This is a genomic window from Massilia sp. W12 (genome assembly GCF_037300705.1).
Lineage (GTDB): Bacteria > Pseudomonadota > Gammaproteobacteria > Burkholderiales > Burkholderiaceae_D > JACPVY01.
In genome coordinates, this window is record NZ_CP147776.1 from 2,101,169 (window position 1) to 2,125,444 (window position 24,276).

General features: G+C 55.1%; 25 protein-coding genes. 11 read left to right on the forward strand and 14 right to left on the reverse strand.

Features of this window, described 5'->3' with window-relative positions; genetic code table 11:
* The first annotated feature begins 9 nt into the window (after positions 1–9).
* Entirely contained in the window at positions 10–300 is a 291-nt protein-coding gene (locus V8J88_RS08370) for a putative quinol monooxygenase (protein ID WP_338848944.1), read from the forward strand.
* Positions 301–331: 31 nt separating this feature from the next.
* On the opposite strand, the gene bamE is transcribed toward V8J88_RS08370, so the two are convergent.
* Complete coding sequence (gene bamE / locus V8J88_RS08375; protein WP_338848945.1) at positions 332–856, reverse strand: outer membrane protein assembly factor BamE; 525 nt, start codon at positions 854–856, stop codon at positions 332–334.
* On the opposite strand from bamE, the gene V8J88_RS08380 reads away from it, so the two are divergent.
* The 4 genes from V8J88_RS08380 (at position 855) to V8J88_RS08395 (ending at position 4,376) form a co-directional block, all read left to right on the forward strand.
* Positions 855–1,070, forward strand: coding sequence for a hypothetical protein (locus V8J88_RS08380; protein ID WP_338848946.1), 216 nt, complete (start codon positions 855–857; stop codon positions 1,068–1,070). The genes bamE and V8J88_RS08380 overlap by 2 nt on opposite strands.
* A gap of 45 nt (positions 1,071–1,115) precedes the next feature.
* Positions 1,116–1,385, forward strand: coding sequence for a 30S ribosomal protein S15 (gene rpsO, locus V8J88_RS08385; RefSeq protein ID WP_338848947.1), 270 nt, complete (start codon positions 1,116–1,118; stop codon positions 1,383–1,385).
* Positions 1,386–1,604: 219 nt separating this feature from the next.
* A complete protein-coding gene (gene pnp / locus V8J88_RS08390) occupies positions 1,605–3,704 on the forward strand; it encodes a polyribonucleotide nucleotidyltransferase (protein ID WP_338848948.1) in 2,100 nt (699 codons plus the stop codon).
* Positions 3,705–3,782: 78 nt separating this feature from the next.
* Positions 3,783–4,376 carry a thermonuclease family protein gene (locus tag V8J88_RS08395; RefSeq protein ID WP_338848949.1) on the forward strand — a complete coding sequence of 198 codons (594 nt, stop codon included), beginning with the start codon at positions 3,783–3,785 and terminating at the stop codon, positions 4,374–4,376.
* Positions 4,377–4,381: 5 nt separating this feature from the next.
* Here V8J88_RS08395 and V8J88_RS08400 read toward each other — a convergent pair whose 3' ends face one another.
* The 4 genes from V8J88_RS08400 to V8J88_RS08415 all read right to left on the reverse strand — a co-directional run bounded on the left by V8J88_RS08400 (position 4,382) and on the right by V8J88_RS08415 (position 8,191).
* Complete coding sequence (locus tag V8J88_RS08400) at positions 4,382–5,638, reverse strand: glycerate kinase (protein ID WP_338848950.1); 1,257 nt, start codon at positions 5,636–5,638, stop codon at positions 4,382–4,384.
* A gap of 183 nt (positions 5,639–5,821) precedes the next feature.
* The gene (locus V8J88_RS08405) at positions 5,822–6,373 is read right to left on the reverse strand and encodes a hypothetical protein (protein ID WP_338848951.1); all 552 of its coding nucleotides are present in this window, start codon (positions 6,371–6,373) and stop codon (positions 5,822–5,824) included.
* A gap of 7 nt (positions 6,374–6,380) precedes the next feature.
* Complete coding sequence (locus V8J88_RS08410) at positions 6,381–6,977, reverse strand: AHH domain-containing protein (RefSeq protein WP_338848952.1); 597 nt, start codon at positions 6,975–6,977, stop codon at positions 6,381–6,383.
* Between the two features lie 476 nt (positions 6,978–7,453).
* Positions 7,454–8,191 (reverse strand): hypothetical protein, encoded by a 738-nt coding sequence (locus V8J88_RS08415; RefSeq protein ID WP_338848953.1) that lies wholly within the window; start codon positions 8,189–8,191, stop codon positions 7,454–7,456.
* A 780-nt stretch (positions 8,192–8,971) separates the two neighbouring features.
* On the opposite strand from V8J88_RS08415, the gene V8J88_RS08420 reads away from it, so the two are divergent.
* From V8J88_RS08420 to V8J88_RS08430, 3 genes are all read left to right on the forward strand, one after another.
* Positions 8,972–10,453, forward strand: coding sequence for a hypothetical protein (locus tag V8J88_RS08420; protein ID WP_338848954.1), 1,482 nt, complete (start codon positions 8,972–8,974; stop codon positions 10,451–10,453).
* A 90-nt stretch (positions 10,454–10,543) separates the two neighbouring features.
* Positions 10,544–11,110, forward strand: a complete 567-nt coding sequence (dcd, locus tag V8J88_RS08425) for a dCTP deaminase (RefSeq protein WP_338848955.1) — start codon at positions 10,544–10,546, stop codon at positions 11,108–11,110.
* Between the two features lies 1 nt (position 11,111).
* On the forward strand, positions 11,112–11,852 hold the full coding sequence (locus V8J88_RS08430; RefSeq protein WP_338848956.1) for a YoaK family protein: 741 nt from the start codon (positions 11,112–11,114) through the stop codon (positions 11,850–11,852).
* On the opposite strand, the gene V8J88_RS08435 is transcribed toward V8J88_RS08430, so the two are convergent.
* On the reverse strand, positions 11,743–12,879 hold the full coding sequence (locus tag V8J88_RS08435; protein WP_338848957.1) for a histidine kinase: 1,137 nt from the start codon (positions 12,877–12,879) through the stop codon (positions 11,743–11,745). The two genes, V8J88_RS08430 and V8J88_RS08435, sit on opposite strands and share 110 nt — an antisense overlap.
* Positions 12,876–13,031 carry a hypothetical protein gene (locus V8J88_RS08440; RefSeq protein ID WP_338848959.1) on the reverse strand — a complete coding sequence of 52 codons (156 nt, stop codon included), beginning with the start codon at positions 13,029–13,031 and terminating at the stop codon, positions 12,876–12,878. Before V8J88_RS08440 ends, V8J88_RS08435 begins: the two co-directional genes overlap by 4 nt.
* A 210-nt stretch (positions 13,032–13,241) precedes the next feature.
* Here V8J88_RS08440 and V8J88_RS08445 point away from each other — a divergent pair, with 210 nt between their 5' ends.
* From V8J88_RS08445 to V8J88_RS08455, 3 genes are all read left to right on the forward strand, one after another.
* The gene (locus V8J88_RS08445) at positions 13,242–14,180 is read left to right on the forward strand and encodes a glutaminase (protein ID WP_338848960.1); all 939 of its coding nucleotides are present in this window, start codon (positions 13,242–13,244) and stop codon (positions 14,178–14,180) included.
* 3 nt (positions 14,181–14,183) lie between these two features.
* Positions 14,184–14,858, forward strand: a complete 675-nt coding sequence (locus tag V8J88_RS08450; protein WP_338848961.1) for an HAD family phosphatase — start codon at positions 14,184–14,186, stop codon at positions 14,856–14,858.
* Between the two features lie 203 nt (positions 14,859–15,061).
* Positions 15,062–15,316, forward strand: a complete 255-nt coding sequence (locus tag V8J88_RS08455; protein ID WP_338848962.1) for a hypothetical protein — start codon at positions 15,062–15,064, stop codon at positions 15,314–15,316.
* Positions 15,317–15,380: 64 nt separating this feature from the next.
* Here V8J88_RS08455 and V8J88_RS08460 read toward each other — a convergent pair whose 3' ends face one another.
* The 7 genes from V8J88_RS08460 to V8J88_RS08490 form a co-directional block, all read right to left on the reverse strand.
* Entirely contained in the window at positions 15,381–16,802 is a 1,422-nt protein-coding gene (locus V8J88_RS08460) for a DUF1501 domain-containing protein (RefSeq protein WP_338848963.1), read from the reverse strand.
* A 37-nt stretch (positions 16,803–16,839) separates the two neighbouring features.
* A complete protein-coding gene (locus tag V8J88_RS08465; protein WP_338848964.1) occupies positions 16,840–18,594 on the reverse strand; it encodes a DUF1800 domain-containing protein in 1,755 nt (584 codons plus the stop codon).
* 456 nt (positions 18,595–19,050) lie between these two features.
* Complete coding sequence (locus V8J88_RS08470; RefSeq protein ID WP_338848965.1) at positions 19,051–19,527, reverse strand: cache domain-containing protein; 477 nt, start codon at positions 19,525–19,527, stop codon at positions 19,051–19,053.
* A gap of 249 nt (positions 19,528–19,776) precedes the next feature.
* On the reverse strand, positions 19,777–22,029 hold the full coding sequence (locus V8J88_RS08475) for an arginine/lysine/ornithine decarboxylase (protein ID WP_338848966.1): 2,253 nt from the start codon (positions 22,027–22,029) through the stop codon (positions 19,777–19,779).
* Between the two features lie 170 nt (positions 22,030–22,199).
* Positions 22,200–23,030 (reverse strand): hypothetical protein, encoded by an 831-nt coding sequence (locus V8J88_RS08480; RefSeq protein WP_338848967.1) that lies wholly within the window; start codon positions 23,028–23,030, stop codon positions 22,200–22,202.
* A 103-nt stretch (positions 23,031–23,133) separates the two neighbouring features.
* On the reverse strand, positions 23,134–23,748 hold the full coding sequence (locus V8J88_RS08485; protein ID WP_338848969.1) for a DUF4337 domain-containing protein: 615 nt from the start codon (positions 23,746–23,748) through the stop codon (positions 23,134–23,136).
* 32 nt (positions 23,749–23,780) lie between these two features.
* Positions 23,781–24,272: a dihydrofolate reductase gene (locus tag V8J88_RS08490; RefSeq protein WP_338848970.1), complete on the reverse strand. Its 492-nt coding sequence runs from the start codon at positions 24,270–24,272 to the stop codon at positions 23,781–23,783.
* Between the last annotated feature and the right edge of the window lie 4 nt (positions 24,273–24,276).

Below are 24,276 nucleotides of genomic sequence, written 5' to 3' on the forward strand. Positions count from 1 at the left end.
GAGCCTGAGATGACTGTTCATGTGGTTGCACGGATTATCGCCCGTCCCGGCGCGCAAGATGCGCTCAAGCAGATTTTGCAAAGCTTGCTCGAACCCAGCCGTCAGGACGCTGGTTGCCTGTCTTATCATTTGCATGTGAATAAGGAAAATCCTTGCGAATTCGTGATGCTGGAAGAATGGCGCGATGATGTCGCAATTGATGCGCATTTCGGCACCCCGCATATTCAGTCCGCCTTGGCGCGGACGCAGGGCTTGCTGGCGGCGGCGCCTGAGATTTTGCGCTACCAGCGCTTGGGTTGAGCCGCGCAATATGCGGCGTGCGGCGCCTGTTTTAAGGCCGCATCAAACGGCGCATCATTCTCTCCTGGCGTTCGATGCGGTCGTCCGGGCCGTTTTCCATGCGCTGTAAGATTCCCTGTTTGTCAAAATACAAGTGCATCATGTTGTCCCACACCCCGCTTTCGCGATAGGGGTATGACCAGACTTCTTTATCAATCAGCGGCAGGCGGCTGACTTCATATGGCTGCCCCAGCAGGCGCAAGACCTGCTCCTGCCGGCTGTGGCCGATGTGCAAGCGGCTGAATTGCTCTGTGCTCAGGCTTTGTGTGAAGGAGAGCAGCACGCCGCCGGCGCCAAGGTGCGCCATCCAGGTTTGCTGCCCATGCGGCCAGCTGTTGTATTCCAGAATTTTTTGATTCTCAAAAGCGTAAATTGCACTGGGCTGACCGAGTCGCGCCAGCACCTCGCGCTCACTCGCGCCGGGCGGCAAGGCGGGCGGCTGGGCGCAGCCGGCCAGCAGGCAGAGCGCTGTGAGGCACAGGGCAAGGGGGCGGAAAGCGGCGGATGGCAGTCTCATGGCGCTGGAAAAAGCAGAAGATGACAGCGGCAGCTTACCATGGCGGCGTGGCGTTTTTACGATGCTATGCGCACATTGCGCCAAGCGGGATGGATTTTTTTTACACAAATTGCTGCTGCGCGCAGACACTTCGGTTATACTTGCGCGTCCGGTTTTTGAACCGGATTTTTTTAAACAGATAAACACGGCAACCCCGGTCGCATCGGCTGCTTGAAAAGCGATGCAAATGACTGGATTTGCCGCATGTGAAAGGTAAATCATGACTGTAGAAAACATCAACAAGGCCGCCATCATTGCCGACAATGCCCGTGGCGCCAACGACACCGGTTCTCCGGAAGTGCAAGTGGCCCTGCTGACCGCCCGCATCAACGAGCTCAACACCCACTTCAAGGCCCACACCAAAGATCATCATTCCCGCCGTGGTCTGATCATGATGGTTAACCGCCGTAAGAGCCTGTTGGCTTACCTGAAGAACAAGGATGCGACCCGTTATCGCGATCTGATTGCCAAGCTGGGCCTGCGTAAGTAATCCGCACTCCCGGTTGCAAGTGAACACAATGCCTGCGCCAGTCCTGCTGCCGCAGGCATTGTCACATCTGCGCGGCCCTGCGCGCAGGCGGTTTTGACCGCGAAGGCAGGGCAGGCCGGCTGGCTGCACCCGCGCCGGCAGAGTTGATCGCTTGCGGTCAGTGGTGAGGCGAACGACAGCGCCTGGAATTCTGTCGGCAAAATGAGAAAAGGAATACTTATGTTTAATAAAGTGACGAAGACTTTCCAATATGGCCAACATCAGGTCACCTTGGAAACCGGCGAAATTGCCCGCCAGGCATCCGGCGCAGTGATGGTCTCGGTGGAGGATACGGTGGTGTTGGCGACTGTGGTCGCCAAGAGTGACGTCAAACCGGGTCAGGATTTTTTCCCCCTGACCGTGGATTATGTTGAAAAAGCATATGCGGCTGGCCGCATCCCGGGCGGTTTCTTCAAGCGCGAAGGCCGTCCTTCGGAAAAAGAAACCCTGACTTCGCGCCTGATCGACCGTCCGATCCGCCCGCTGTTCCCCGAAGGTTATTTCAATGAAGTGCAAGTCATCGTGCACGTTTTGTCGGTCAATCCGGAAATCGATCCGGACATCGCCTCCATGATCGGCGCTTCCGCCGCCTTGTGCGTGGCCGGCATTCCTTTCAATGGCCCGCTGGGCGCTGCGCGCGTGGGCTATATCGATGGCCAATACATCCTCAACCCGACCATCAGCCAGCTGAAAACCTCGCAAATGGATCTGGTGGTGGCCGGCACCGAAAGCGCGGTCTTGATGGTGGAATCGGAAGCGCAGCAATTGTCCGAAGAAGTCATGCTGGGCGCAGTGGTGTATGGTCACGAGCAAATGCGCGTGGTGATCGATGCGATTCACGATCTGGTGCGCGACGGCGGCAAGCCGGAACAGCAATGGAGCCCGCCGGCCAAGAATGAAGCGCTGATCGCGCGCATTACCGATCTGGCCGAAGCCAATCTGCGCCAGGCCTATGGCATCAAAGACAAGCAAGCGCGCACCGTGCGTTTGAATGAAGTGTCGTCCGCTGTGATGGCCACGCTGCAAAGCGAAAATCCGGATATCGACAGTGTGGAAGTCGGCTCCATCATGTTTGATCTGGAAGCCAAAATCGTGCGTTCGCAAATTCTGGATGGCGAACCGCGCATCGACGGGCGCGACACGCAAACCGTGCGCCCCATCGAAATCCGCACCAGCGTTCTGCCGCGCACCCACGGTTCGGCCCTGTTCACCCGTGGCGAAACCCAGGCTTTGGTGATCGCCACGCTGGGCACCACGCGCGATTCGCAAAAAATCGACGCCCTGACCGGTGAGTACAGCGAAGGCTTCATGCTGCACTACAATATGCCGCCGTTCGCCACCGGCGAAACCGGCCGCGTCGGTTCGCCCAAGCGCCGCGAAATCGGCCATGGCCGTCTGGCCAAGCGCGCCCTGGTGGCCGCACTGCCGACCAGCGAAGAATTCTCCTACTCGGTGCGTCTGGTGTCGGAAATCACCGAATCCAATGGTTCTTCTTCCATGGCCTCGGTGTGCGGCGGCTGCCTGGCATTGATGGACGCCGGCGTGCCGATGAAGGCGCATGTGGCCGGCATCGCCATGGGCTTGATCAAGGAAGGCAATAAATTCGCCGTTCTGACCGACATCCTGGGCGATGAAGATCACCTGGGCGATATGGACTTCAAAGTGGCCGGCACCGCCAACGGCATCACCGCGCTGCAAATGGATATCAAGATCCAGGGCATCACCAAGGAAATCATGCAAGTGGCGCTGGCGCAAGCCAAAGATGGCCGTCTGCACATCCTGGAAAAGATGAAAGCCGCGATGCCGGAAGTCAAGACCGAGCTGTCTGACTTTGCGCCGCGTCTGATCACGATCAAGATCAATCCGGAGAAAATCCGTGACGTGATCGGCAAGGGCGGCGCAGTGATCCGCGCGCTGACCGAAGAAACCGGCACCCAGATCGACATCAGCGACGAAGGCGTGGTGACCATCGCTTCGGTGGACGCGGCTTGCGGCCAGGAAGCCAAACGCCGCATCGAAGAGCTGACCGCTTCGGTTGAAATCGGCAAGATCTACGAAGGCACCGTCCTCAAGCTGCTGGACTTCGGCGCCATCGTGCAAGTGCTGCCGGGCAAAGATGGCCTGCTGCACATCAGCCAGATCGCCAATGAGCGCGTGAATGCGGTCGCTGACTACCTCAAAGAAGGTCAGCAAGTGCGCGTTAAAGTGCTCGAAGCCGATGACCGTGGCCGTCTCAAGCTGTCGATGAAAGCCGCTGCTGCGGAAGAGGCTGCAGCGTAATTCTGCATCCTGTAAGATAAAAAACGCCGCATGCGCGCATGCGGCGTTTTTGCTTTTATCAACTCAAGAAGTGGAATCATGCGAGTCACAAAATCACAACAGCGCGCTTTACAGCAAGTGTTTACCGCTAAATCCTGGAGCGTGCGCGTCGGCGCCATTCTGGTGCTGCTGATTGCCGCCTTTGGCTGGTGGCAACAAAACCAGGTCAAACCCGGCCAGTTAAGCCGGGGCGGCCTGTTGCAAGGCGAGGTGGTGCAAGTCGCCGACGGCGACACCATCACCCTGCGCGATCAGGAGCGCAAGGAATACCGTTTGCGGCTGGCGTATATCGATGCGCCGGAAAAAGCCATGAGCGGCGGCTCTGCCGCGAAAAATCATCTGCAGGAATTGGTTTTAAACCAGCAGGTGCAGGCCAGGGTGGATGATGTTGACCGTTATGGGCGCGGCGTGGCGCGGATTGAGCGCGGCGGCCAGGATATCAATCTGGCGCAATTGCAAAGCGGGCACGCCTGGCACTATGCGCAATACGCCAAAAAGAGCCAGAGCGGGACAGAGTTTTCGCGCTACCAGCAGGCGCAACAACAGGCGCGCAAGCAAAAGAGCGGCTTGTGGCGCGAATCCAGCCCGACCCCGCCCTGGGAATGGCGCGCAGCGCGGCGCGAGCAGGAATAAGCGTTTTATAAAATCAAAATCGCGCGGAAATCATTCACATTGGTCAGACTCGGGCCGGTCACAATCAAATCGCCCAGGGCGCTGAAAAAGCCGTATGCGTCATGATTATTCAGATGCGCCAGGCCATTGATGCCCAGCGCCCTGGCGCGCGTCAGCGTGTCGGGGTGGCAGCCGGCCCCGGCGTTCTGCTCGGAGCCGTCAATGCCGTCGGTGTCGCAGGCGATGCCGTACACCGGCGCGCCTTCCGGCAGGGCCAGCGCAAGCGCCAATAAAAATTCGGTATTGCGCCCGCCGCGCCCATTGCCCTCCAGCGTAACCGTGGTTTCGCCGCCGGACAGCAAGAGGCAAGGGCGCTGGAAAGGGCAAAACGGATCATTGCGCAGGGCTTGCATGACCAGCGCGGCATGGATTTTGGCGACCTCGCGCGCTTCGCCTTCAAACGCATCCGACAAAATATAGGGCCGCACCCCGAATTGCTGCGCCACGCTGGCAGCAGCGTGCAAAGCATGCTGATTGCTGGCGATGATTTTCGCGCTGTGCTGCGGCGGCAATTGCTTGACGCTCTCATTTTGCGCCAGCACGCTTTGCACATGCGGCGGCAGCGGACACTTCCAGCGTTCACAAATCGCCAGCGCCTGGGCGCAGGTGGAGGCGTCGGCCAGGGTGGGGCCGCTGGCCACCATGGCCGGATCATCGCCCGGCACATCGGAAATAATCAGGGTCAATACTTGCGCGCCCCCGGCGGCCTGGGCCAGCCGCCCGCCCTTGATCGCCGATAAATGCTTGCGCACCACATTGATTTCAGCAATCGGCGCCCCGCATGAGAGTAAATGCCGGGTGATGGCTTGCTTATCCGCCAGCGTGATGCCGGCAGCCGGCAGGGGCAACAGGGCCGAGCCGCCGCCGGAAATCAGACACAGCAACAAATCGTCTTCGCCCAACTCCTGCGCCAGCGCCAGCATACGCGCGGCGGCTTGCTCACCCGCTTCATCCGGTGTCGGGTGCGCCGCTTCCACCACCTCGATGCGCTGGCAGGGCACGCGATGGCCATAACGCGTCACCACCAGGCCAGAGAGTTGGCTTTGCGGGTAGTGCAACTCAACTGCGCGCGCCATCGCGGCGGCAGCCTTGCCGGCCCCCAGCGCCAGAATCCGGCCACGCGGCGGCGGCGGCAGATGCGGCGGCAGACAATTTGCCGCCTGGGTGGCGGCAGTGGCTTTGGCAAACAGCATGGCCAGCAAGTGACCGGGTTCGATTTTCATGATGCGGGCGTAAGGGGAAAAAAACGATTATAGCGGCCTTGTTGCGCGAAGGCGCAACGCAAAAACGCGCCATCAACAATGGAATGCGCACCTCTCCCGCACTTGCGCAGGCTTGGGCTGTAACATGTCCTGTCCAGGGGATTCTGGCGCGTGCGCAATCCCGTCATCTGCGTGCTTTTTCGATCAAGGTGGCCAACTGCCAGGCGCTGAGAATTTAATCCCTGTTAAATTCTCTTGCGCAATAATGAGCGCAATGCGTTCTTTAGCCGCCTGGTTCACATACATCCTGTTGCGCACGGTTTCAGGTGCTTTGAAAATCAACGCTTCTTGCCCATCAAATTCTGGTGCGAAAGCTTCCCTTATTACTATGCCATTTTCATCAAATTCAGTCTTATCCTTATCAAGGCAATCCAATACATTAGTAATATTGTATTGATACTCAATTTTTCCTTGGCACTCCACTTCCAGCAGCTGGCCAAATGGAAGCAGTAATTTATGCAAAGCATCGTAAGCGCGCTGATTTAATACCAGCGATCCCGTCCATAAATAACTTACATCCGCGCGAGCGGCATTTTTTTTCTTTCTAGGCTCGCGTGATGGTTTTACCACCGGTCTTTCATGCCATGACTTCGCTTGCCCATCGCAAACAAAAATCTTTGACATAGGATCCAGTGAATCATCTGCAACTAAAGTGGCGTATGTATTCACATCAGCAACACGTATTTCAAATATCATAAAATCCTCAATATGGAAATATGCCGGAAATAATTTCCTGCCGGATTTTTCGCAGCTCTTTGCGACCCACAAGCGTGGGAAGATGCTGGATGCGATCCAATCTTTCGTTAACAGCTAAATAATAGATTGTTGTATGTATAGTTGAATGCGCTGTTGCCAATGGCAAACTGGGCACATTGGATGATAAATAACGCGGCAAGTATACTCCATTATCTGCGTCATTGATGGCAATGCCCCAACCATATAGGCACATGCGCGCAATTCTTGCATCTGCAGCCAAACGCGCCACAATATGATGCGCAGCGACATATTGAGGTCTGGTTTGGCCGGTGTTGCGATTGAGATTACGCGCAAGAATGCGGGAATGGTTGGCTGGACGGGCGGCATCCATTGCCAGCGAAACGGCTTGATTTGGACAAGTTTGACCCAATTTGTCGTAATGTGCTTGCAGCAGCTGCTTCTTTTGTTGCTGCAACATCAGGGTGTTAGCCGTCTGATAAGGATTGACGCCTGTATTGGCCAGCGTTTGATTTGCAACTATGCGTAAAGATTGAATTTGTTGTGCGTTGCTGTGTGAGCCGCCGCTGGTAGGTGGTTTTGCCATGAATTTGCTCCTGTTGGAAATGGATTTTTCTCAAGTGCAACAAAAAAAGGTGGGGTAAGAGAAATAGTTTGGTACTAACTGATCAAAAATGGATTGTGCCATGAGTCGCTGGATTGCTGGCTCGATGAACGGTTCTATCTGTGGGTGGCAAACAGTAAAATCTTCGGCTGCGTTTTTCCGTAAATTTTTGGCAGTCGTTGCCTCTCACCATACCAAATCAACAACCTGCAAAAGGCAAGGACTGCTCCGATTTTACTGACTCCATTGTTCCAATAATTACTTCCAGTCAGATCGATCAATTTTCTCACAGTCAGGATCTTTTGGGATTCTTCTGATATCTGAATCAGATCTATAGCAGGCTAGCAATTTTTCTTTGTGTTCCTCCGTAATCGGTGCTTTACCACTCTTTCCGTCCTTGTAGCCATCATAGTAGCCATAATCAAAATATTTTTTTGCTGTGGTGCGGACTGATACGCCTAAAAAAGGATTGACAGAATCAGTGCAATACCAAGTGATTTTGTCAAATATTTAAAAAGATCTCTACTTTGCGCTACCGCATCCAGGTCTGATTCTTGTGACTTGCTGACTACTGAGTCAATGGCGTCATCGCTTCTTTTTCGGTTCGAGAATTCTATTGCAATAAAAAACACTAGCAATACAACAGCAATTCCTGTAATACGCATTTTGTCTGTGTTGATGATGTAAATCAAAGTAAAAAATGGGATTGCGCAAACAATGAAAAGCGTTACTGTCAATCCATTAACGTAATTACTAAATGGACGCTTTTTGTTTGGAATAATGAGCTTAGTTTTTTCAATGAATGCAATAGCTGAAAATAGTGTCCGATCACCAAGATAAAATAAGCGGAATATGATTAGTGCATTTATGATTTTTACTGCAGTATTATGATAGATGGCTACCTGATAACCATGATAGTAGAAGGGTAGGTAAAGGAGATGGGCAACGGCAATGTAAGATATTAATGTATTTATATCTTTCCCAACCTTGCTATCGCCATAGAGCAAATCCAAAATGATAATTAATGTGACTGCAGAAAATATTGCTCCCCACATAGCTATGTATGGGTTAGCTGCAGCACTTGCAGAAATGAAATAGCGCGTAAATTCAAGTGATAAATAGTATGTTAAATATATGGTAATCCGTGATTTTATGTTTGCTGCGTCAGAAAAGAAAATGGCTCTAATTGATTGCATGAGTGCCTCAAATTGGATGAAATTAAAATCTAACTGCTTTAGGGTGTAATGTCTATTTGGGCTTTGGGGGGTCTGGGAAGTTGTCGTGCATGGTATTGTAGGTTGGGTAGAAATTTTCTCCGGAAAGACCAATGTTTGGCTTCACGGTTGCCGTAATGGGTAGTACTGCTGTTGTGGCATGCCAATCTTGAATAATGAAAAAGTCTTGCATGAGAACTCTCAGGAAATTGTGTGTGCGGTTCAGGCTGGCATCGACCGGAAATAATTTAAATTACTCCCAGCAGTCAAAGAGGATAGCGATGATAAATCAGGAAAGTTCCCGATATCAGGAAATTTTTAAAAAAAGCAAAGAGTGTTGGCGATTCGCAACGGGTAGTTTCCTTTGCTGTGATCCAGTCACAAGACTGGAGGCGCAGTTCTTGCCCTTGATATGCCAAATCTATAAGCTGCAAAAGGCAAGGACAGACCCCGTCTTCGATGGCGAACCATTCACCTGTAAAAATAGCCCACCACAGCCCAAGGTCAGGGCTTTTCCAAGTAACGGTTCAGATCCAGGCTTCGTTACGCTAGCCCGAATCTAAACGTAGTCCTCAGAACGCATGTGCGGCGGATTTTGTATAAATCCATATCATAATAATGCTTGGAAGAAATATTCCGTGCATTTTTTGCCAACATCAGCGAAAATACCGCCAGCAGCCCGCCGCTACAGTAAATAATGACACCGTCCAGCAGGCTGCTGACTTATCCCCCGCAATACATTACCTTCCCTTGGAGTGCCCCGTGTCTGTACGCGAAAAACTGGTTCGCAATATCGCCCTGTATTCAGGCCTGACCTTTGTGATTTGCTTTGGTTCGATGTGGCTGGCGGTATCCAGTTTGCAAGCGGCGTTTTTACTCGGCGTCATCGTCACCGCCCTGGCCACCGCCGGGCAAATCTGGCTGCAGGACAAACGCGTCAAGCAGGAATTGCTCAAAGGTTTGCAGGAAGATATCAGTTATCGCGAAATCGAATACGGCGCCACGCTGGACGATGAGCGTATCGAATGGCGCAGCTTTGATGAAGGGGTGGCGCAATTGGCTACCCGGCACTTTCAATTGCTGGGCTATTTCACCGTCGAGCCGGCCAAACCGCGTGTGACCCAGGCTTTTGCGCTGCTGCTTGACCCCAGCACTTGCACCATGGCTGAATTGATGTTTTACGAAGCGCATGGCGGCAGCCCCGAACATGACGGCGTGCATTACCGCTTCACCTCGATGGTGGGCGGCACGATCAAGCTGCACACCACCAATCAAATGCCGGATTCCCATATGCATTTGCTGCGCAGCGAATGCGAAGTCTGCAGCTGCTACCCGGCCATGGGTTTGATGGAATTGCTGGATAAACATCAGCGCATGCTGGCCACCGTGGAAAAGCGCAGCGGCTGGCAAGCCAGCGCCGGCTGGAATGTTGAGCGCTATGTGCTGCAAATGCGCGAACACCAGGCCGAACTCAAACGGCGTCTGCAGAAAAAGGGCGGTTTCGCCATGTTGCGCGAGATGGAGCGCTTTGACGCTGATCCCAAATTCAAATGGGCGCGCAGCACAGAAAAGCTGAAAAAACACGGCCAGCGCGAATTGACTGCCCTGGATGCGGCGCGCGATGACTTTTCCCGCCAGCCGCTGCTGGCCTTGCAACACAGCGAAATGCGCGGTTCCGCCTCTTTTCACAATTCGGCGCAATTGGTGATGGGCAATAATGCCGCCAACCATGGCGGCGACAATCCCTACGCCACCAGCGACAGCGCGTTTGACGCCCCGGAGTTGGATGATGAAGCCATGGAGCGCCTGCAAAACCTGCAAGTGCAGGTCGAACAATCCGCCAACTGGTGTTACTGGGTGGCCGGCCTGACCCTGGTGAATATGGTGCTCAGTTTTAGCGGCATGCATTGGGGTTTTGCACTCGGCTTGAGCCTGCCGGACTTGCTGAGCGCTTTTTCCACCGGTCAAAACGATATTTCCTTTGTCTTGCGCATCGTGCTCAATCTGGGCGGTTTATTGCTGGTGGCCTTGTTTGGCGTGCTCGGTTTGCAGGCGCGCAAGCCTTCGCTGATGGCGTTTGTCGCTGCGATCGGGGTGATGACGGTGGACAGTTTGCTGCAATTGCTGATTTATGTGAAGGTCGATGGCAGCAATCCGATTGGCTTGCTGTTGCATGCCTACGCCCTGTACGCGCTGGTGCGCGGCTGGCTGGCCGGGCGCGAGATGGAAAAAATGATGGCGTAACGCCGCTCAGCCAAAAGCGGGCGGCCCCGGCTTTTGGCGTACAATGCGCGCTGTGCGCGTCTGTGCGCGGTCACTTTCAGAAAAAACAAAATGAGCATCAAATCCGACAAATGGATACGCCGCATGGCGCAAGAACACGGCATGATCGAGCCGTTCGCACCCAACCAGGTGCGGGAAGTCGATGGCAAGAAAATCGTTTCCTACGGCACCTCTTCGTATGGCTACGATATCCGCTGCGCTGACGAATTCAAAATCTTCACCAATATCAACAGCACCATCGTGGACCCCAAGAATTTCGATGAAAATTCTTTCGTCGATGTCAAAAGCGATGTCTGCATTATTCCGCCCAACTCTTTTGCGCTGGCGCGCACGATTGAGTATTTCCGCATTCCGCGCACTGTGCTTACCATTTGCCTGGGCAAATCGACTTATGCGCGTTGCGGCATCATCGTCAATGTCACGCCGTTCGAGCCGGAATGGGAAGGGTATGTGACGCTGGAGTTTTCCAACACCACGCCGTTGCCGGCCAAGATTTACGCCGGCGAAGGTTGCGCCCAGGTCTTGTTCTTTGAGAGCGATGAAGTGTGCGAAACCTCGTACAAAGATCGCGGCGGCAAATATCAGCGCCAGCATGGCGTAACCCTGCCCAAGACTTGACATGCCGTTCGGCTGGCTGCGGCGCTTGAGCGGCAAACGCCGCAGTGCGGCGGCTAACCGCGACCTCGGCCTGTGTCTGGCCTTTGTCGCCGGCGCCGCCAATGCCGGCGGTTTTCTCGCCGTGCATCAATACACTTCGCACATGACCGGGATTGTCTCCGCGCTGGCCGACGATGTGGCTTTGGGCCATTGGCGCCTGGCCTGGGGCGCGCTGCTGGCGCTGGGCAGCTTTATCGCCGGCGCGGCGGCCTGCGCCTTGCTGGTGAATTGGGCGCGTCTGCGTAATCTGCAAAGCGAATTCGCCCTGGCCTTGTTATGCGAAGCGGTGTTGCTGCTGTTGTTTGGTCTGGTTGGCGCGTATTTATCCGCACATTGGGGCGTCTTGCTCACCATTGCCCTGTTGTGCTTCATCATGGGCTTGCAAAACGCCATCATCACCAAAATTTCCCAGGCGCAAATCCGCACCACCCATGTCACCGGCCTGGTGACTGATATTGGCATCGAATTGGGGCGCGCCCTGTATTGGAATCAGCCGGGCCAGCCGGCGGTGCGCGCCGATTGGGGAAAGTGCCGCTTGTTACTCTCGCTGCTGGCGATGTTTTTCATTGGCGGCGTGCTGGGGGCGCTGGGTTTTAAACATATCGGCTTCGCCGCCACCATCCCGCTGGCGATTTTTTTGCTGATTGCCGCCGTGGCGCCCGTGCTGGAAGATATGTTGGCGCGCTGGCGCGCCGGCGCCTGATATGCTGGCCGGCTGCCTCATGCCGGGGCCAGAATGGAACCGCCTTGCTGCAGGCGCAACACCCGATCCGCGCTCTTGATCGTTTCCTCGCGATGCGCAATCGAAATGCGGGTAATCGCCAGTTGCGCAAGGCGAATGCAGGCGGCGCATATTGCAGCAATTCGCCAAGCGCCGGATACAGCAGTAGCGGCGGGCAGTGCAGGGCATGCCAATCTTCTTCCCCGATATCCCATGTCACTTGCCAGGCGTTTTCGGGTCGAAGTTGATGCAGGCTGATGCAATTGCGCAAAAAATCAATCTCATCGGCCACGCTGTTGTGCTTGTCCTCCTGATTGCTCTGCAATACATAGCGCAATAACTGGCTTAATTTGCTGATGGCTTTAATGGCTTGTGCACGTTCGGCATACAAAATCTGTTCGTGTATGCCTTGCAGCGACGCCAGCAGAAAATAGGGTTCCAACTGACCTTGCAAGAGGCGCAAGCGCAGGCGCAGGTTTTCATGCGTCAAGGCATCCTGCGCGATTTGCTGGCGCCGCCGGCCACGGTTTACGCCCCATGCCAGGCAGGCCAGGCAGGTAAACAGATATAAGAGACTGTCCACCAGGATAAAACTGGCGGAAAAAAAATTGATGATTTCATGCAAAGCCGGCAGCGCGCGGCCACGCAGAAGTGGCGGCCAGTAAGCTTGCACCAGGATATTGAGCGGCTGAAAGACTAACAAAAAACCGCTTAACTGAAAAAATGTGCGCTTACTGAGTAATGCGGCGGGATCGCGATTGGCAAAGTGGAAAATCAAGCCTGTCGCCAAGAGCAGGGTTGGCGTCATTAAGCCGGCGAATAAGCGCAGATGCATCAAAACCGTGGCGTTGCCGCCCAGTTTGACGTTATCCGCCTGATTCGCCAGCGCCGCCAGCACCGATAACAGCAGCCAGGCGGCAAGCGCGCACAGCAGGGCCGGCAGCAATGAGTCCTTGCGCAGTACAAAGCGTGTGCGCAAATCGCGCAGCGCTGCCAGCGGCCGCCTCATGGCAGGCTGTCAGGCCCGTTTTCTGAGCGGTCATCACGGCGTGGCGCGAATGTCAGGTCATCGCTGACAGCGCCGCCGCAAACGTGTTGCAGTAATTCAGGCGGCAAGACCAACATGCTTGATTGCGGGGCTGTGTGCAGATCTGTTTTCATGGTCGATTTCCAGGTAAGTGTGAACGGATTGATCATAAAGCAGCGCTGCAGCTTTGGGCGGAAAATGGGATCAAGTCCGCTTACGCCGGGATGAAAGCGGGGGCCTGATTCCAGCATTGCGCTTTGTGAAGGCGCGCCGGCGAATCCTTCGCACCGTTGCGCAGTCTGAAGTGTTACCCTGTGGCCAGGCAAAAAATCAGGGGAAATACCATGTTCGCCAATGAGTCCGGCACGCCAGACTACGCCAGCATCTTGCATTGTATCGAAGAAGAAGTGCAGCCCATGCTCAGCCAGGGCAAAGTCGCCAGCTATATTCCGCAATTGGCCAAGGTCGAACGCGAACAGTTCGGCATGGCGGTGTATCTGCTGGATGGGCGCAGTTTTTCCTGCGGTGCGGCGCACACCCGTTTTTCCGCGCAAAGCGTGACCAAGCTGTTTGCGCTGGCCTTGGCATACCGGCGCGAAGGCCATGAAATCTGGCAGCGCGTGGGTAAGGAGCCGTCCGGCAATCCCTTCAATTCACTGGTGCAGCTCGAATACGAGCGCGGCAAACCGCGCAATCCCTTCATCAATGCCGGCGCGCTGGTGATCACGGATATTCTGGCCAGCCGCTTTGTCGAGTCGGAAATCGCGGTCTTGCAATTCATGCGCCAATTGGCCGATAGCAACAGCCTGGATTTTGACCGCGCGGTGGCGGAATCGGAAATCGAAACCGCGCACCGTAATTTTGCGATTGCGCATATGATCAAAGACTTTGGCAATTTGCATAATCCGGTCAAGCGCGTGGTCAGCAGTTATTGCCGGCAATGCTCGATTACCGTGAATTGTCTGGAATTGGCGCGCGCCGGCAGTTTTTTGGCCGGACATGGCAAAATTCCCTGGAGTGAGCAAGTGGTGCTGGATCAGAGCAGCGCGAAACGCATCAATGCTGTGATGCTGACTTGCGGCACCTATGACGCCGCCGGCGAATTCGCGTATCGCGTCGGGCTGCCGGCTAAAAGCGGGGTCGGCGGCGGCATCGTCGCCGTGCTGCCCGGCGTGGCTTGCGTGGCGGTCTGGTCGCCGGGACTTGATCCGACCGGCAATTCGCTGGCCGGCATGTATGCGCTGGAAAGATTCACCACCTTGACCAAACTTTCGATTTTTTAATGTATGAGCACGAGCAGCAAAGCGATTTTGTGGGACAACGATGGGGTGTTGGTGGATACCGAACACCTGTTTTTTGAAGCCAACCGCGAGATTTTAGCCCCGCTCGGGGTTGAATTGACGCCGCGCATGTTTCTCGACTGGTATTTGCTGGACAACTGCGGGGCCTGGCATTTGCTGTATGGGCGCGGCTATGGCCCGGCGGATATTCCGGCCTTGCGCCAGCAGCGCAATCAAATCCAAACCCGGCTCTTGCGTGAGCGGCTGGCGCAAAACAGCCAGCTGGCCATTCCCGGCATGCCGCAATTGGTGGCGCAATTAGCCAGCTGCGCACGCATGGGCGTGGTGACCAGCGCGATCCGCGAACATTTTGATTTGATCCATGCAGATTTACCCTTTAAGCAGCACATTGAGTTTGCGCTGACAGATGAATGCTATGTCAACAGCAAACCGGCCCCGGACCCCTATCTGGCCGGCCTGGCCCGGCTGAAAATGCCCGCCCGGGATTGTCTGGCGGTGGAAGATTCGCCGCGCGGCTTATTGGCCGCACGCGCCGCCGGCTTGCGTTGCGTGGTGTTGCAATCGGCATTGACATTGGATTACACCTTCCCTGGCGCGTATGCGGTGGCGCGCGATGTGACTGAGCTGGGGAATATCTTGCAGGATGTGCTGCGGGCCTGATGCACATCAGTTTTTCATCTTTTTAGACTGAGGATGTTTGCGTTTTTCAAGAAGCTTTATTTTGCAAAGTGCATATACCATGCCTGCATCTTGTTAATGCGCTGTGAAAACAGCTTGAAGCTATGCAAACATCCTCCACCACGCTGCAGAATCTGCGATATGTATTCATTGGCGCTGCCCTCAGCTTGCTCGGCGGCGGCTTATTGTTGTTATTTGCCTGGCCCTGGCATCCGTCTCACTGGTGGGGCTGGGGCGTGCTTTGTTTTATGTCCGTCCCCTTATTGACACTGTTTGCTTCATTCTGGCATGTGGTGGCGCAAGCCTTTGCGCGCTCGAAAGCAACAATGTATTTATCGGCCGGTGAAATTTTTTGGCGTCGCACCAAGTTTGCCATACTGCTGCTGTCGTATCTGACTTTGATTGGCCTGGTATCGCACTGGCTGGGCGGGTTTCTGTAAAGCTGGCGCTTGTGCGGCGCCAGCTAAGCGTAACGCTTGACGCTTTCTGCGGGATGCCGCCAGCTTACGCTTGCATAAAGCCCAGATTCGCCCCGCTAAAGCGCGACAGATTCGGAAACACCGTGGCAATCTGGCTGCCGGATAAGCCAAACCAGGCGGCCAGGGTCGCCGCATATTGTTCCACCGCCAGGGTGGGCAGCAAAGCGCCGGAACCCACATCCAAATCATGCCCGATGCCTGTCACCGGGAAGCTGCCATAAATATCTTTGCCGCGCACTGCGCCGCCAAACACAAAGTGATGGTTGCCCCAGCCATGGTCGCTGCCATCGCCATTGCTGGTAAAGGTGCGGCCAAATTCGCTGGCGGTGAAAGAGGTGACTTGATTGCGCAAATCGCTGCCCATCAAATTCCCCATCAAACCATCAAAATACGCCACTGCATGCGCCAGTTTGGCCATCAGGTCGGCATGTTGGGCGCGCTGCGCATCGTGGGTGTCAAAGCCGGGCAGGGAAACATAAAACACCTGGCGCCGCGCGCCCAGGCTGTTGCGTCCGGCAATAATGCGCGCCACCGCCTGTAATTGCTGCGCCAGGGGATTGCTGGCCCACACCCCGGTGACAGGATTTTGATACAGGGTTGGATCAGGCACGCCGGCGGCGCCGGCCGGGGCCATCGCCGCCGCCAGCGTGCTTTGTGCATTGATTGAGCGGTTGACGATATTTGCGTGATCCTTTTCAAACACATCGTTGCGGTTGCCGCTGATGATGGCGCGCAAGGTATTGTTCGCACCACGGGCGCCAAACAGATTGCCGTTCAAGTTGCGGATCGCCAGCGTGCCGCTGGGCGCGATTTGATAGGGGATGATGCTTTGCCCGGATAAAAATACCGCGCTGCCGGCCACAGAGACGCAGGTGAAGGTGGGATCGGTATTGTTGGCGGCCAGCAAATCGCCGATGCGCCCGCCCCAGCCGGTGCGCGCGCCTTCCGGCGCATACGCCTGCCACATGCTTTGCTGATCATTATGTGAAAACAGTTTGGACGGCACATACAGGCCGGCGCGGTATTGGGTGCGCGTGATCGGCGCCAACAGGGTGCCGACATTCGCCACAATCGCCATGCGGCCATTGTCAAACATATTTTGCATCACCCCCAGTTGCGGATGCAGGGCAAAACTCCTGCCTTGGCTGTTGACGGGATGAATCGGCAGCACGCCGCCGCTCGACTCGGCGCGCGGCAGCGCAATCGACAGGCTGCCATTATTGGTGGTGCGCAGCTTGCTGTACTGTTCCCAGGAATCGGGATCGGTCGCCAGCACTGTGTTAAACGGATCATTGCCGCCGGCCAGGAAGATGCAAACCAGGGCTTTGTAATCATTCACGGCATTGGCGGCGGCGGCTTGACCAAGCGCGGCCAGATTCAGGGCAAACGGGGTGGCGACAGTGGCGCTGGCTGCGCGCAGGAATGCACGACGGGAAAATTGGCTCATCACAGACTCCATATGGTGGACAGTGCGGTGGAAATGCTTACTTCTGCACGATGTATTCCGGTGACGCCATGGCCAGGAAAACGCCCAGCCGCACCCGGCTGATCTTGGCTAAAGCGATCGCGCTGTCATTGCTGCCATTCGGCGCTGGAATCGCCACTGAGTTGATCGCGCTGCTGATTTGCTCGCGCAAGCCGCCGGGCATTTGCCCATTTAATAACAAGAGGTCGATTCTGTCCAATAATTGCGTGGTGTTTTCAGATAAAGCCAGTTCCGCGCTGTAATCCGGCAACACATCGCGCACACTGCCGCTGCCCATGCCGTTTTCCACCACATCCATCATATAGTTCAGATAACCGGCAACCGTGACTTCATTGGTGGTTTGCATTTCCGGCGCGACTAAGCCGGCGTTCGCGATTTCGGTGTTCGGCGGCACATAGCCGGGCCGGTAGAAATTGAAGACTGAAGGCGAGCGCAGCGGATTTTGCCCAATTCCCACCACTTGATCATCTATATTGCCGATGATGAAGCGGCCTGAAGTCGAATACACATTGAAAGCGCGCATCCAGTGCGTCACACGGATAATCGGTTCGCGCAATTTGCGCGGTTGATTGGCCGGATCCAAACCTTGCGCTTCCGGGTCATTGAAAATCGCGCGCAATGTCGCTTTCATATCGCCGCGCACCCCGGCGCCATTATCGTTGAAGCTGCGCGCCACCCGCTGCACATAGGCCGGCGAGGGATTGCTGGTGACTAAGCGTTGAATCAACTGACGGCCAATGAAGGGGCCGACATTGGGGTGATTGAACAGGGTGTCAATCGCGATTTTGAGGTCTGCTTCGCCGCTGCTGGCGCCGCTGATGGTTTGGCCGAGGAATTTCTTTTCAGAAGTGGAATGCCAGTTGGGGTAATTTTGCATCGGCTTCCAATCGCGATCCGGGTCAGCCGTGTAACCCATGAAGCGGTTATCGCTTTTATCCGGGCCGGCCCAGCTCCAACCGGTCAGCGCTTTGGACAAGCCGACGATATCAGCATGGCTGTACGTTTCCACCGGCGCGCCGTTGACCAGCTTCATGCTGCCATCCTCATTTAATTCATACAGACCGATGGAAAACAGCTGCATGATTTCGCGCGCAAAATTTTCATCCGGTGCGCTGACTTCATTTTCCTTGCGATTGCCCAGCATTGACAGATATACGCCCATCATCGGGTGTGTCGCCACGCCTTCCAACAGATTGCGGAAATTGCCGAAAGCGTGCTGTCCCAGCATATCGTAGTAAGCAGCCACGCCGCGCGGGTAGGAAGTCAGCACGCTGTTTTGAAACGACACCACAAAAATCTCGGACAGGGCGAAAGTGACGCGTTGACGCAGGGGATCAGGCGCTGTTGCGGCCTGCTTCCAGAAAGATTGAAAGAAATCGACTTGTTGCAATTTGCCGCCGGGCGGCAGGCTGGCGGCGACTTGATCCAGATAGGTGCGGTGCAAGGTTTGCGGCTTGTTGAATTGCGCTTCCAGCCAGGCGCCGGTTCCGCTTTGCGCCACGCTTTCAATTTCGCTCATGGTCGGGCCGAAGCTGGCTTGCGCCAGAAAGCGCGATGCGGTTTTCTTGGCGGCGGGATCAGCCGCTAATCTCGGGGTCTGGCTGGAGCGTCGGGCTTTGGCTGCGGAGGAGTTGGATGTGCTGCCGCTGAAGATAGGCGTCTTGCTGTTTTGTTCCTGGACGGTGTCGCCGCCGCAGGCGCTCAATAGTGTGGCGGCGAACGCTGCCAACAGATGAGAATGAAAATTACGCATTTTTTCCCTCGATCAGGTGATGTCTGTCATTGCGGGAGCCGGTATGTCGCGCCGGCGGAGGATCTGCTTTACCACGGTGGCAGCTTGGAGGAATAGGGTGTTGCTGCTCACCTTTCCATGCAGCAACATGCGTGCCAGCTGTACCGCATCTCAGCCGGACTTTAAGGAAGTGAAACATTAGACAAGGTTTTGCGCAAAACGGCGAAAATTACCGCAAGGAAACGAAAATTTCCCTGTGGAAAATTTTAAACATGTCGCGGTAATCGGCACATGCTTGTCAGATGGTTATTGTTTATCGTGAGCAGAGAGCGACAATTCATGTCAGCCCGGGCTGGCAGATGACAAATTTGGGCTTGTGGAAAAGTGTGCACTGACAAAATCCGGTCAGTATGCAGGAGGGGCAGTACAAATAAAAACGCCAGCCCGGGGCTGGCGTTTTCAGTCGCATCAGAAAGCTTATTTCGGGGTCGGAATGCCTGTGCCGATGCACATCGAATTGCCTGCGCCATCCGTCATTTTTTCGACATAGCTGGATTTCAGATCAATGCCGGTGTTGTCCGGTTTCGGCCATTTGTAGTCAAACCAGCCGGCGCCTTTGGTTTCGCAAATCTTGTTCAGTTCTTTGATGATGAAGCGGCCGTCGGCATCTTTCAACTCACCCATCGTTTTGCCGCGGATTTTAGGATTTCTGTGGATGGGTTGGGTTGCGCCAGCGTCTAACAGTTGACCGAACATATAAGCGTCATCAGAGTTAAACGGGCTGGACTGATTGTTGAATTCCTCAATCGCCTTGTCTTTGCCGTTCTTTTTGTAAAAATCGTGTGCTTTTTTCACACGTTCCACAACCTGATCTTTAGTCAAGCCTGCATGGGCGCTGACACTCAAACCACCAGCTAACACACACAGAGCGATTTGACGGAACAATTTGCTCATTTGATGCCTCCTTTGGTTGAACGACGGGACAAATATACATTTATTTCAATTGATGTGCAAACCTCAGCACATGCTTTTCATAGAGCAGTAAGGCGGTATTGCTGACACTCCTGAATCAATGTTGCCACAAGGCATCACAGATGTGACAACGCGACATGACGGTGTCTGGTTGACAGCCTGGTTGATATTGCATCAGGAAAAAATGGAGCAACCCTCCGCTTTTTCCTGGATGCGGCTGTGCTCCAGCGTTTATTGCTTGACGCAATCCACGTAATAATCTTTGCGTCCCGCCACTTCACGCTTGACCAGGCCATGCACATCGGTCTCAAAGCCGGGGAATTTTTCGTTGAAGTCACGCACAAAACGCAAATAATCGACGATCGTCTTGTTAAAGCGCTCGCCCGGAATCAAGAGCGGAATGCCGGGCGGGTAGGGCGTCAACAGAATCGACGTGATGCGGCCTTCCAGATCATCAATCGCAACCCGCTCGATATCGCGGTGCGCCATGCTGGCGAAGGCATCCGACGGTTTCATGGCCGGGGTCATATCCGACAAATACATTTCCGTGGTCAGACGCGCCACATCGTATTGCTTGTAAAAATCATGGATCTGCTGGCACAAATCGCGCAGGCCGACTTGCTCATACACCGGATTGCGTGAAGAGAATTCAGGCAAAATGCGCCACATCGGCTGATTTTTGTCGTAGTCGTCTTTGAATTGCTGCAAGGCGCTCACCAGCGTGTTCCAGCGGCCCTTGGTGATGCCGATGGTAAACATGATGAAGAAGGAGTACAGGCCGCATTTTTCCACGATCACGCCATGTTCAGCCAGGTACTTGGTGACGATGGAGGCCGGAATCCCGCTGCCGGCGAAGCGCCCATCCAGCGACAGGCCGGGATTGATAATCGTGGCCTTGATCGGGTCGAGCATATTAAAGCCCGGCGCCAGCTTGCCAAAGCCATGCCAGTTATCGTCGCCATCCAACAGCCAGTCTTCGCGCGCGCCCACCCCGTCTTCGCTGATGTTTTCCGGCCCCCACACCTGGAACCACCAATCACGTCCCCATTCCTGGTCAATCTTGCGCATGGCGCGGCGGAAGTCCATCGCTTCCAGAATCGACTCTTCCACCAGGGCTGCGCCGCCGGGCGCTTCCATCATCGCCGCCGCCACGTCGCAGGAGGCAATAATCGCGTATTGCGGACTGGTTGAAGTGTGCATCAGATAGGCTTCATTGAAAGCGACCTGATCCAGCTGGCGTTGTTCAGACTCGCGCACCAGAATCTGCGAGGCCTGCGACAAGCCGGCCAAGAGCTTGTGCGTGGACTGGGTCGAGAAAATCATCGATTCTTTCGGGCGCGGGCGGTCTTTGCCTATCGCATGCATATCTTTATAGAAGTCATGGAAGGCGGCGTGCGGCAGCCAGGCTTCATCAAAATGCAGGGTGTCGATCTGGCCATCCAGCATTTCGCGCAGCGTTTCCACGTTGTACAGCACGCCGTCGTAAGTCGATTGGGTGATGGTCAGAATGCGCGGCTTTTTATGCGCCGCTTCACGCGCGAAAGGATTGGCTTCGATTTTCTTCTGGATGCTCTCCATGGTGAATTCTTCGAGCGGAATCGGGCCGATAATGCCCAGATGGTTGCGCGTGGGCTGCAAAAACACCGGAATCGCGGCGCACATGATGATGGAGTGCAAAATCGATTTGTGGCAATTGCGGTCCACCACCACGATATCGCCCGGCGCCACGGTGGAGTGCCACACCATCTTATTGCTGGTGCTGGTGCCGTTGGTGACAAAATAACAATGGTCGGCATTGAAAATGCGCGCCGCATTGCGCTCCGAAGCCGCCACCGGGCCGGTATGGTCGAGCAACTGACCGAGTTCTTCCACCGCATTGCAAACGTCGGCGCGCAACATGTTTTCGCCAAAGAACTGGTGGAACATCTGGCCGATCGGCGATTTCAAAAACGCCACGCCGCCGGAGTGGCCTGGACAGTGCCAGGAGTAAGAGCCGTCATTGGCGTATTCCACCAGGGCGCGGAAAAAGGGCGGGCTTAAACCGTCAAGATAGGATTTGGCTTCGCGGATGATGTGGCGCGCCACGAATTCCGGCGTGTCTTCAAACATATGAATGAAGCCGTGCAACTCGCGCAGGATGTCATTCGGGATATGGCGTGAAGTGCGGGTCTCGCCATACAGATAAATCGGGATGTCCGCGTTCTTGTGGCGGATTTCCAGCACAAAGGCGCGCAGCGCTTTCAAGGCGGAATCGGTTTCTTCCACGCTGCCGGCGCCGAATTCCTCATCGTCAATTGACATGATGAAGGCCGATGCGCGCGATTGCTGCTGGGCGAATTGCGCCATATCGCCATAGCTGGTCACACCCAGCACGCTCATGCCTTCTTTTTCAATCGCATCAGCCAAGGCGCGAATGCCTAAACCCGAAGTGTTTTCGGAGCGGAAATCTTCGTCAATGATGACGATAGGAAAGCGGAATTTCATGCAATTCTCCAAAACAGATGGGCGCCAATGACATGCTTCTTCAGGTATGGCAGGCGCGCCGGAAAAAACGAAAGCGGGATTCTCGCAGAAATGCGGCGGCAACGGGAAACAATTTTCAGCAAGTTTGCAGCCGCTGCCGGGCCTGTCCGGTCAAGCCCGGCGCAAAAAACTTATTCGCTCAAGCTGCTAAGCGCTTTCCAATTCTTTTCATCGGTGCGCCATTCTTTATCCGGGAAATTTTCATGGTCTTCGACCACCATGATAAATTTGGGATCCACCGCAAAGCGGGTGCGGATGGCGTTTGCATCGGATGGGTCTTGCATGGGCTGGATCAAATCTTTAATCAGGACCCGCAAAATCACCAGCTTATCACCGGACTCTCCGATGTCTTTTTTATAAGAGGCATAATTGCTGACCGCTTGCCCGGGTTTGGAAAAATAAATATGGGAGCAGGTTTGGATTTCTTCGATCCGGTAGTAGGCGTCAGTATGCTGGCGCGCCAAGCGCGTCAACACATGTTGCGGCGAGTTGAGCAGCAGCGTCGCGGTTGTGGCCAGATCGGAGTTGCGGAAGTAGGGCACTAATTTACCATCAGATTCGACCGCTTTATAGTCATCGCCGAGCTTCTTTTTGCACAAGACATCCAGGGTTTGACTCTCCATGTCATCCAGTTTTTCACGGTCATTTTCGCGAAATGCCGGCACATAATACAAATTGATGCCGTTCTCATCCCACTGCGCCACCTGGGCCAAGAATGTCTTGATCTCTTTGAGTTTGGTCTTGCTCAAGGTCTTGTTGGCGGCGCAGGCATACATCAGATTGCGCTTGAGGCGATTTTCCAAGCCGCCCGCATATTTCGCATTACGATTGGTGATGAAGGCCCCGTTCGGGTTGGCCTCATAGGTTTTGGTGCGCTCATAGGCGCTGGACATGCCGTTTTCTTTGATGCGCAGCGCGCTGCCCTTGGTGGTCAGGTGATAGCAATAATCTTCTTCAGCCATGATTGCTCCTTGTGAAGTAAGGCGGGGATATGGCCGGCGGGATGAGAATGCGCCGGATTACTTGATCGCGCCTGATTCTAGCAGGCGCGCGGCGCTATGTGGATTAATGTCCGCCTTTGCCAAGGAAGGCGAGGGGATCGAAATGGAACCAGGACAGGCCGCCCAGCACAATCCCGACCGCCGCCACCGCATACGTGGCGTACAGCATGGGCCGTTTGCGTGTCAGCAAGGTGATTGCCGCCAGCGAAATCGCCACCTGCACCGCAGTCGTGGCTTGCGCCCACTGGTGATGCGAGTGCATGGAGGCGTCGGATTTCTTTTCAAAATCGGCTGACTTGGCTTCCATGCCTTCCGCTTCTTTCTTGATGCCTTCTTTTTCCTTCTTGTAGCGGGCAATCTCTTTTTCGTAGCGCGCCTTTACTTCAGGCCGGTCTTGCGGGGCCAATTCCAGCGCCAGCTCAGACAGATTTTGCTTGGAAGATTTGGACTGATAATAATTCCACTGATTGGAGGCTGCGGTTTTAGCGATTGCCGCATCATTTTTGAACATCGCCGCATCGTTTTGCGTCTTCCCGCCCATATAGCCGAAAATCGCGCCGACTGTGGCCAGAATCGCAGTGGTGACCGCGATGCTGTTGGAAAAATCATCGCCGCCATGGCCTGCGTGCTCGACCGCGTGATCATGCGGGCCATGTACGTGAAAACCGTGTCCAGACATCTTGTGTGCTCCTTGTAATAAATGTGTGGGCTTTAACGCCGTTGGTAGCAAAGAAAGTGATAGGCGCAGCCGTTTTGTTCAGACCAGCCGTCTTGCTGCGCAGTGAGCTGCCAAACATCGTCGGGCAGCGCGGGGAAATGCGCATCGCAGTCAAAGCGCCGCTCAATCCGGGTCAGCAAAATGCGTTCAGCGTGCGGCATCGCGGCGGCGTAAATCTGGCTGCCGCCGATGATAAACAATTCCGTTTCACCGGCTGCTTGCGCGGCCGCAATCGCCTGCTCCAGCGAGGTATGCGCCGACACGCCCGCCGCCTGCCAGCCGGAATCGCGGCTGAGCACCAGATTGCGCCGCTGCGGCAGCGGACGGCCAATCGACTCAAAAGTCTTGCGCCCCATCAGCACCGCATGGCCGCTGGTGGTCTGCTTGAAAAAAGCCATATCCTCGGCCAGTTTCCAGGGCAAGCGGTTGTCAATGCCGATGCCGTTGGCGGCATCCGCCGCCACAATCATGGAAATCCGCATCATCACC

What these genes read in the sequence shown, in the direction of transcription:
- V8J88_RS08370 (WP_338848944.1), top strand. Translation starts at nt 10, where the DNA reads ATGACTGTTCATGTGGTTGCACGGATTATCGCCCGTCCCGGCGCGCAA.
- V8J88_RS08380 (WP_338848946.1), top strand. Translation starts at nt 855, where the DNA reads ATGGCGCTGGAAAAAGCAGAAGATGACAGCGGCAGCTTACCATGGCGG.
- bamE (WP_338848945.1), bottom strand. Translation starts at nt 856, where the DNA reads ATGAGACTGCCATCCGCCGCTTTCCGCCCCCTTGCCCTGTGCCTCACA.
- rpsO (WP_338848947.1), top strand. Translation starts at nt 1,116, where the DNA reads ATGACTGTAGAAAACATCAACAAGGCCGCCATCATTGCCGACAATGCC.
- pnp (WP_338848948.1), top strand. Translation starts at nt 1,605, where the DNA reads ATGTTTAATAAAGTGACGAAGACTTTCCAATATGGCCAACATCAGGTC.
- V8J88_RS08395 (WP_338848949.1), top strand. Translation starts at nt 3,783, where the DNA reads ATGCGAGTCACAAAATCACAACAGCGCGCTTTACAGCAAGTGTTTACC.
- V8J88_RS08400 (WP_338848950.1), bottom strand. Translation starts at nt 5,638, where the DNA reads ATGAAAATCGAACCCGGTCACTTGCTGGCCATGCTGTTTGCCAAAGCC.
- V8J88_RS08405 (WP_338848951.1), bottom strand. Translation starts at nt 6,373, where the DNA reads ATGATATTTGAAATACGTGTTGCTGATGTGAATACATACGCCACTTTA.
- V8J88_RS08410 (WP_338848952.1), bottom strand. Translation starts at nt 6,977, where the DNA reads ATGGCAAAACCACCTACCAGCGGCGGCTCACACAGCAACGCACAACAA.
- V8J88_RS08415 (WP_338848953.1), bottom strand. Translation starts at nt 8,191, where the DNA reads ATGCAATCAATTAGAGCCATTTTCTTTTCTGACGCAGCAAACATAAAA.
- dcd (WP_338848955.1), top strand. Translation starts at nt 10,544, where the DNA reads ATGAGCATCAAATCCGACAAATGGATACGCCGCATGGCGCAAGAACAC.
- V8J88_RS08430 (WP_338848956.1), top strand. Translation starts at nt 11,112, where the DNA reads ATGCCGTTCGGCTGGCTGCGGCGCTTGAGCGGCAAACGCCGCAGTGCG.
- V8J88_RS08435 (WP_338848957.1), bottom strand. Translation starts at nt 12,879, where the DNA reads ATGAGGCGGCCGCTGGCAGCGCTGCGCGATTTGCGCACACGCTTTGTA.
- V8J88_RS08440 (WP_338848959.1), bottom strand. Translation starts at nt 13,031, where the DNA reads ATGAAAACAGATCTGCACACAGCCCCGCAATCAAGCATGTTGGTCTTG.
- V8J88_RS08445 (WP_338848960.1), top strand. Translation starts at nt 13,242, where the DNA reads ATGTTCGCCAATGAGTCCGGCACGCCAGACTACGCCAGCATCTTGCAT.
- V8J88_RS08450 (WP_338848961.1), top strand. Translation starts at nt 14,184, where the DNA reads ATGAGCACGAGCAGCAAAGCGATTTTGTGGGACAACGATGGGGTGTTG.
- V8J88_RS08460 (WP_338848963.1), bottom strand. Translation starts at nt 16,802, where the DNA reads ATGAGCCAATTTTCCCGTCGTGCATTCCTGCGCGCAGCCAGCGCCACT.
- V8J88_RS08465 (WP_338848964.1), bottom strand. Translation starts at nt 18,594, where the DNA reads ATGCGTAATTTTCATTCTCATCTGTTGGCAGCGTTCGCCGCCACACTA.
- V8J88_RS08470 (WP_338848965.1), bottom strand. Translation starts at nt 19,527, where the DNA reads ATGAGCAAATTGTTCCGTCAAATCGCTCTGTGTGTGTTAGCTGGTGGT.
- V8J88_RS08475 (WP_338848966.1), bottom strand. Translation starts at nt 22,029, where the DNA reads ATGAAATTCCGCTTTCCTATCGTCATCATTGACGAAGATTTCCGCTCC.
- V8J88_RS08480 (WP_338848967.1), bottom strand. Translation starts at nt 23,030, where the DNA reads ATGGCTGAAGAAGATTATTGCTATCACCTGACCACCAAGGGCAGCGCG.
- V8J88_RS08485 (WP_338848969.1), bottom strand. Translation starts at nt 23,748, where the DNA reads ATGTCTGGACACGGTTTTCACGTACATGGCCCGCATGATCACGCGGTC.
- V8J88_RS08490 (WP_338848970.1), bottom strand. Translation starts at nt 24,272, where the DNA reads ATGATGCGGATTTCCATGATTGTGGCGGCGGATGCCGCCAACGGCATC.